The following is a 7,697-nucleotide window of genomic DNA, read 5'->3' as shown; positions in this document are numbered from 1 at the left end:
TTCTGTTTGTAAAAGCAGGAGGATTTCTAATAAATTTGGCATTTTTTTTAGGTTAATCGTTGGAAAATTTTCCTAAATAAATGCCATTTTTTTATTTTTCCAAATACCTCAATTGGCGGTCATATTGTTGTTAATCATTTGTTAAATAATAGCAATAAATCTACAAAATATTTCTTTTGTAATAAAAAACCTTTTTTGACTTTCATAAATTTTTGAGAAAAACAAAAAACTTCTGCAATTTGCGTTGGTTTTATAGCATAATAAAACTACTCAAATACTACCGCCTATGAACTTATTTATCGCTTTTCTCAAAAATTTTTCATTAGTTGCTTTTTCAGCAGTGTGGCTCATTACCAACGCAGGATTTCCTACCGAAATATCGCTAAATTATCCGTACAATCCTATTTCCAAACACTGGTTTTTGTATGTGGTATTGGGTTTTGTAGGAATTTTTAACCTGCTGATGGTGTTTTTTTTGAGGTTTTTACAAAGTATTCCCATAGAAAAATTACGCATTCCCCAAGCTGATTTTTGGAAAGAAAATGAATTGAGCCGCGAGGAGTTCTACAACGTTCTGAAGGCTTGGTTTCACACTTTTACTGCATTTTTCAATTTATACATAGCTTTCCTGCTTTACAAAATTTGGGACATCAACGTTATGATACAAGATACCGTAGATATGACTATCTTCTGGGCAATCGGTCTATTCATCATTCTATTTGCTTTAAGCTATATTTTTATTCGCTTTCGCATACGTAAATATTCTATTTGGGATTAGCCATAATGAGTAACCTTCTGCTTATCCTGTTTTGTTTTGCAGCGGGCTTTTTCTTGAAAACAAAACACAAACACCTTAACTTACCTGCAAATACTCCGCAAGGTATCAACGCCTTTGTGTTGTATGTTTCGCTTCCTGCGATGGCTTTTTACTACGTACCCAAAATTGAATTTTCCCTTAAAGCACTTGTTCCACTGACAATGGGTTTAATCGTACTTTTAGGAGCTGTGCTATTTTTTGCATTTTTGCAGAAAATGCTACATTACGATAAGAAAGTTTTAGGCTGTTTGGTTCTTTGCAGTGGGTTAGGTAATGTTTCATTTTTAGGTTATCCGCTTATAGAAGCTTTTTATGGAAAAGAAGGCATCAAAACCGCCGTACTTTGCGACCAAGGAACGTTTTTAGTACTTTCTACACTTGGCATTTTGCTTGCCAATTTTTATGCAGGCAAACAAGCCACTTGGAAAGTAATTGGATTAAAACTGCTTCATTTCCCTGCTTTCACAGCTTTTTTAATAGCACTTGGTTTGAATTTTGTTCAAATTGATTTCCCTGAAATAATACAATCGGTTTGGAAACGCTTTGCCGATGCACTCTCACCCCTTGCTTTATTTTCAGTAGGTTGGCAAATTTCTTGGGAAAAAGAAAACAACTTATGGAAAGAAACCTTTGCAGGGCTTTTCTATAAACTCCTGCTTATTCCCTGTATTTTTTGGCTTTTTATACCTCAACCAATGGGTTTAGCAGAAAAGGTAGTCATTTTACAAACTGCTATGGCTCCGATGATTACGGCTTCCATTATTGCCGTAGAATACCATTTAGCCCCTAATTTAGCAAATTTACTTATTCGTATGGGTGTTCCTATTTCACTGCTCACTACGAGCTTTTGGTGGTGGCTGATGGGTTGATTATTCAAACCTTAAAGCCTCAATAGGGTCTAAACGAGAGGCTCTGTACGAAGGATAAAAACCCGAAATTACTCCCACTATTACGCAAATCACCACGCCCAAAAGCATCCACAGCCAAGGGATAAAAAATTTCTGCGAACCCAATAAATAAGCCACGCCATTACCTGCCAAAATTCCTAAAATAATGCCCGCTATGCCCCCTAACTGACAAATCACAATTGCCTCCACTAAAAATTGCTCCTGAATGCGACGAGGCGTAGCTCCCAAAGCCTTTCGGATACCAATTTCGCGAGTACGTTCTGTTACTGAAACCAACATTATATTCATAAGCCCTACCGAAGCCCCTAAAAGCGTAATAAAGCCAATTACAAAACCACCAATTTTCAAGTATTTGCTGATTTCGTCTAACCTTTCGGCAAGCGTTTCGCTTTTGCTAATTTCAAAAGAATCTTCCTTCCCGGGCAAATCGTGGCGAATTTTACGCATAAGTCCGCGAGCTTCGCTCATTACTTGGTCTATTTCAGCAGGATTGCTCACTTTTACTTTAATATCAAAATTGATGCTTTCACTTTTCAGCAAGGTGCGAGCATTTTCCAAAGTTACAAGCACCGTTCTATCACCTGCGTTTCCGCCCATATTGCCCCCTTGGCTACTCAAAACCCCTATCACCTGATACCTTTTACCCAAGAAATTTACAAAGCGATTCAAAGGATTGGTTTTGCCAAAAAGTTTTTCAGCAATTTCGTTGCCAATAATTGCAACAGGTATGCCGTTTTCTACTTCGGAAGCAATAAAATTTCTACCTGTTTTTAACTCCAAGCCGTTCAAACCTAAATAATTTTCATCAACACCCGTTACTTGCGAATTGGGGTTAGTCGTTTGCGAACCGTGCTTTACTTCTGTATTGAACGAAACCCCCACCGAAATACCCATTACACCCGAAAAACTCAATTTCTTTTTGAGTTCTTGGGCTTGGTAGTACGTAATAGGTGTGGAAATACTTTCACGCATACCACGATTTCTGCCACCTTTGGCAAATTTTTGCCCAATATTAAAAGAGTTTGCCCCTAAATCTGAAAAACTATCATTGATAGATGCCTGTATGCCATCAACGGCAGTCAGAATACCTACCAATGCCATTATGCCTATGGCAATAATTAGAGCCGTAAGCACGGTACGAAGCATATTTTCACGCACCGCCCCCAGAGCAACTTTGATATTTTCAAGAAAATTCATACTGGCATTTTTTAGAAAACGTAAAAAGACTTCTCTTGGTATTTTCTAACGCAATTTTAGCGTAACAAGACAGAAAATCGCCAGCAAAATTCCCACAATCCAGAAACGAACCACTATTTTTGTTTCGTGATAGCCTTTCTTTTGATAATGATGATGAAGTGGCGCCATCAGAAAAAGGCGATTTTTTTGAGCGTATTCCAAACCTCTTTTTTTCTTTTGGTACTTAAAATAAGCTACTTGTAAAATAACAGAAAGATTTTCAGCAAAAAAAATACCACACAAAACAGGTATCATCAGTTCTTTGCGTACTGCAATTGCCAGCACGGCAATCACCCCGCCCAAAGCCAAACTGCCCGTATCGCCCATAAAAACCTGTGCAGGATAAGCATTGTACCACAAAAAACCCGCACAAGCCCCCGCAAAAGCCGTAGCAAAAATTACGACCTCACCCATATGAGGAATGTAAAGAATGTTCAAATAGTCGGCAAAAATGAGATTTCCTGAAAGATAGGCAAAGATTGCAAGTGTCAGCCCAATAATCCCCGAAGTTCCTGCGGCAAGCCCATCAATGCCATCGGTGATGTTTGCACCATTAGAAACTGCCGTAATGATAAAAATCACCATTCCAACATAAATGAGAGCCTCCAGCCAATTTGCCTCTAAAATATTGAGTACGTTGTAATCAAACTCGTTATTTTTGAAAAAAGGTACATTCGTTTTGGTAGATTTATAGGAAACGGCATAATAAGGCTTTTCATTTTTTCGGCGAATGGTATCAATTTTTACACTTTTTTCTGTTTTTTGCAACTCTACAATTTTATTTTCTTCGCCCAAGGCAATTTTCTCCTGAACCACCACATTGCTATTGTAATAAAGCGTAATTCCCACTACCAAACCAATTCCTACTTGCCCCACAATTTTGAATTTTCCTGATAGACCTTCTTTATTTTTTTTAGCAATTTTGAGGTAATCGTCCAGAAATCCGATAAATCCCAAACCTATTAGTGTAAGTAATAACAAAATCACATAGATATTATCCAGTTTGGCAAAAAGCAAGGTTGGCACTACAATAGAGAGAATAATGATGAGACCTCCCATTGTAGGCGTACCTTTTTTTTCCATTTGTCCGCTCAAGCCCAAATCTCTAATACCTTCTCCGATTTGCTTTCTACGCAAATACAAAATAATCTTTTTACCATAAATAGTGCTGATGAGCAGAGAAAGAAAAGTTGCCGCTCCTGCTCTAAAAGAAATGTAGTGAAATACACCTGCTCCAATAAAATCAAACTCACGATCAAGGTAATCAAAAAGATAGTAAAGCATTGTTGTTTATGTTGAAAAACTAAAAAATTTTTTCTTGAATGGATTTTAACATCAAATTTAACTCTTCCTTATTTCTTAATCTTATCTCAAATCTTTCTGGTGCTAAACTTCCTTTTTTCTTTTTCCCCTCTCTTACTCTATCTTGTACTAATAATCCTGAAACATTGGTAAGGTCAATATTTGTATTGATTTGCAAAACTTGTTTACTTCCTACTTTACCCGCATAACCTATAGCAGAAAAGGTATGATTTCCAAATATGACTTTCAAGTAACTCTGAGTAGGAGTAATTGTTACCTCACCACGCTGCTTAAGCCAGTTATAAAAATCTATAAACAACTCTTTACTTGCTTGTTTGAGATTAAAGAATCTGTCAATTTCGTAAATGTCGGGATCTTGATTGACAATTTCCTTGACTAGACGAACCTTTTGAGAGTTGAGATTTTCAATTCTCTCTTCATCTGGATCATTATTAAGGTAGTCAATAAAAATTAAATCATTTTCAAACCAAAAATATTTGATAAGTGTAATGTTATTTTCCTTGTTTTTCTTTATCTTTTCTATTTGAACAAGAGAAAACTTTTTAGCGATAAGTACGATTTCAATTTGTCTCAAATCCATTTCTTGAAACTTGGGGAGGGTAGCATTGTATATTTGAGTTGATTTCAAATATACATCAGCAAAATTATCTTCAACATAATCTCTATAATCAGCTACTTGCTCCGTAATATTTCTATCATATTCTCGTTTAAGTTCAAAAATTACGAATCTTGTAGTCTTAGGATTATATGCAAGTATATCTATACGACCGCTTTTATTACCAATACTTCTAACATTACCTTTCAAAGGAAATTCGCTTGCAATAAAAATGAGTTGAGGAAAAAGATTGCTCCAGTTTTCAGAAATAAACTTATTTAGTTCGCTTTCTTGTTTATCTACTTGTTTTAAAATTTTTTTTTCTTGATAGTAAAAAAGCTTAGGCATATCTAATTGATTTAAAACAGCACAACATCAAAACACTCGTACCTCCTTATTAGGTGTATCTTTTACATCTTGAAAAATTTAAGTTTTAAGTTCGTGATGTAATAAAGACTAACTCTGCTCGCTTCTTTATTCTTTTTTCAATCTTCAACTCAATTGTTTTTTCTTAATTTTATTGAAGAATTTTTGAATTTTGAGCCTTTAAGCCTTAAAATATGCCGAAAATTTTTTTATTAAACTTGCTACCTTCCAAAAATTTTTCCAAGTTTTTTGCCTGTATTTTGCATTGCATTGATTTTCTTGATAACCTTTCGCATCTCTTCAAATTGTTTTACAAGGGCATTTACTTCTTGAATGCTTGTGCCACTACCTAATGCGATGCGTTTTCTGCGGCTACCACTGCCATTACCCGAAATGAGCAATTGAGGATTTTCTCGTTCCTTGGGGGTCATTGAAAAAATAATGGCTTCGGTGCTTTTGAAAGCATCTTCGGGAATATCTACATCTTTCATCATTTTAGACATACCCGGCACCATTGACATCAAATCCTTGATGTTTCCCATTTTCTTAATTTGCTGAATTTGTGAAAGAAAATCGTTGAAATCAAACTGATTTTGACGTAGTTTTTTATTAAGTCTTTCTGCTTCTTTTTCATCAAAGGCTTGTTGAGCTTTTTCCACAAGACCTACCACATCGCCCATATTCAAGATACGGCGAGCCATACGGTCAGGGTGAAAGACATCAATGCCATCAATTTTTTCACTTGTACCTATAAATTTAATGGGCTTTTCTACTACTGCCCGAATAGAAAGAGCCGCACCGCCTCGCGTATCGCCATCAAGTTTGGTAAGCACAACGCCTGTGAAATCTAATCTTTCGTTAAAAGCCTTAGCAGTATTGACGGCATCTTGCCCCGTCATTGAATCCACTACAAAGAGAATTTCACAAGGATTGATAGCTTTTTTAATTTTCTCAATTTCGTTCATCATTTCCTCATCTACCGCCAAACGCCCCGCTGTATCCACAATCACAACATTTTTATGATTAGCTTTGGCATACTGAATAGCGTTCTGAGCAATCGCAACAGGGTTATTGTTTTCGGGTTCGCTATACACATCTACGCCTATTTGCAAGGCAAGCGTTTTGAGCTGTTCAATAGCGGCAGGACGATACACATCACAAGCAACTAAAAGCACCTGACGCCCTTGCCTTTTGATTTGATTAGCAAGTTTTGCCGAAAAAGTTGTCTTCCCCGAACCTTGCAAGCCTGCCATTAAAACTACTGCAGGACTTCCCGTAAGCATCAAATCTGCCTTCTGACCGCCCATCAGTTGAGCTAGCTCGTCCTCTACAATCTTTATCATCAATTGGTAAGGCTCAACAGCTATCAAAATCTTTTGTCCAAGGGCTTTCTCTTTAATTCTTTCTGTAATTTCTTTGGCAATTTTGTAATTCACATCAGCCTCTACGAGAGCTTTTCTGACATCTTTTACTGCCTCAGCAACGTTGATTTCGGTGATTTTATGTTTGCCTTTGATAACCTTTAAGGCTCCTTCTAATCTTTCGCTTAAATTTTGAAACATAACTTTCTACGATTAGCTTTACAATTTGGCAAAATTAGGAGTTTTTATTATTTTTCCCAAAAACTTATCTGAAACGCTCACGAAATATTTTTTGGGTATACTTTTGGTAAAAGTAGTTTAAATTTTCTTGTAAAAAGCCCCAAAAATAGCTCATTCTAAACAAAAATGAAGGATAAATTTTTCGTTTGCCTTTTGCGATGCCTTTCAAAATACGAAAAGCAACCCGAGAAGCCTCTTGCGAAGGAAAATACAAAGGGGCTTTGCCCGCATTTTCAAAAAAATGGGTTCGCGTAGCTATCGGATAAACTAAAACCAAACGAAAACGTGGATTTTCCAAACGAAAAGCCTCTGCGAAGCGGTCAAGGGCGGCTTTGGTAGCACTATACAAGCTATAACCTGCCAAACCCATTTTTGCCATTGCCGAAGCTGTAATACAAAAAACCACTTCTGAATTACTTTTTTGCATTTTCAGAAGGCTATAAATCGGTGAAAAAACATTCAGAGCAAAAATTTTTTCAAGATGCCCCCAGTCTGGTTCTTGCAGTTTTTCGTAATAAGCAAATCCTGCATTGGCTATAAAAACATCAATTTGACCAAATTCGGAGGCTAATTTCTCAAAAAGCAAATCTAAATTTTCTTTTTGGCTCAAATCCGTTTGAATAAAACTGACTTTTTCTTGCGAAATAATATTTGCAGGCATTGGGGCAATATCTACGCAAATAATTTTACAAGGAAAATCCAAAAGCAATTTTACAATTTCCAAACCAATGCCCGAAGAAGTACCCGTAATGAGAATATTTTTTTGAGAGAAAAACTTCATAAATCACCTTTTGAAGTCTGAAACTTAATAATTTTCAACATTTCTCACAAAAAGCCAACATTTTTTTGCA

At 36.3% G+C, this 7,697-nt stretch carries 7 protein-coding genes; 2 read left to right on the top strand and 5 right to left on the bottom strand.

Annotated features, from left to right (window positions below):
- Positions 1-286: 286 nt before the first annotated feature.
- Both Rain11_RS05700 and Rain11_RS05695 read left to right on the top strand, forming a co-directional pair.
- The gene (locus Rain11_RS05700; protein ID WP_101358382.1) at positions 287-778 is read left to right on the top strand and encodes a hypothetical protein; all 492 of its coding nucleotides are present in this window, start codon (positions 287-289) and stop codon (positions 776-778) included.
- Entirely contained in the window at positions 769-1,686 is a 918-nt protein-coding gene (locus Rain11_RS05695; RefSeq protein WP_101358381.1) for an AEC family transporter, read from the top strand. The genes Rain11_RS05700 and Rain11_RS05695 overlap by 10 nt, the downstream gene beginning before the upstream one ends.
- Here Rain11_RS05695 and Rain11_RS05690 read toward each other — a convergent pair whose 3' ends face one another.
- From Rain11_RS05690 to Rain11_RS05670, 5 genes are all read right to left on the bottom strand, one after another.
- Positions 1,687-2,922, bottom strand: coding sequence for an ABC transporter permease (locus Rain11_RS05690; protein ID WP_101358380.1), 1,236 nt, complete (start codon positions 2,920-2,922; stop codon positions 1,687-1,689). It lies immediately after the preceding gene.
- Between the two features lie 45 nt (positions 2,923-2,967).
- The gene (gene mraY / locus Rain11_RS05685; protein ID WP_101358379.1) at positions 2,968-4,245 is read right to left on the bottom strand and encodes a phospho-N-acetylmuramoyl-pentapeptide-transferase; all 1,278 of its coding nucleotides are present in this window, start codon (positions 4,243-4,245) and stop codon (positions 2,968-2,970) included.
- Positions 4,246-4,264: 19 nt separating this feature from the next.
- Positions 4,265-5,227, bottom strand: coding sequence for a PDDEXK family nuclease (locus tag Rain11_RS05680; RefSeq protein ID WP_101358378.1), 963 nt, complete (start codon positions 5,225-5,227; stop codon positions 4,265-4,267).
- Between the two features lie 239 nt (positions 5,228-5,466).
- Positions 5,467-6,807, bottom strand: a complete 1,341-nt coding sequence (ffh, locus tag Rain11_RS05675; RefSeq protein WP_101358377.1) for a signal recognition particle protein — start codon at positions 6,805-6,807, stop codon at positions 5,467-5,469.
- Between the two features lie 64 nt (positions 6,808-6,871).
- The gene (locus Rain11_RS05670; protein ID WP_101358376.1) at positions 6,872-7,627 is read right to left on the bottom strand and encodes an SDR family NAD(P)-dependent oxidoreductase; all 756 of its coding nucleotides are present in this window, start codon (positions 7,625-7,627) and stop codon (positions 6,872-6,874) included.
- Between the last annotated feature and the right edge of the window lie 70 nt (positions 7,628-7,697).

The sequence above is a fragment of the Raineya orbicola genome (assembly GCF_002843425.1).
GTDB classification, from domain to species: domain Bacteria; phylum Bacteroidota; class Bacteroidia; order Cytophagales; family Thermonemataceae; genus Raineya; species Raineya orbicola.
The sequence above is the reverse complement of the archived record's forward strand: the minus strand, read 5'-3'. Positions and strand labels throughout refer to the sequence as shown.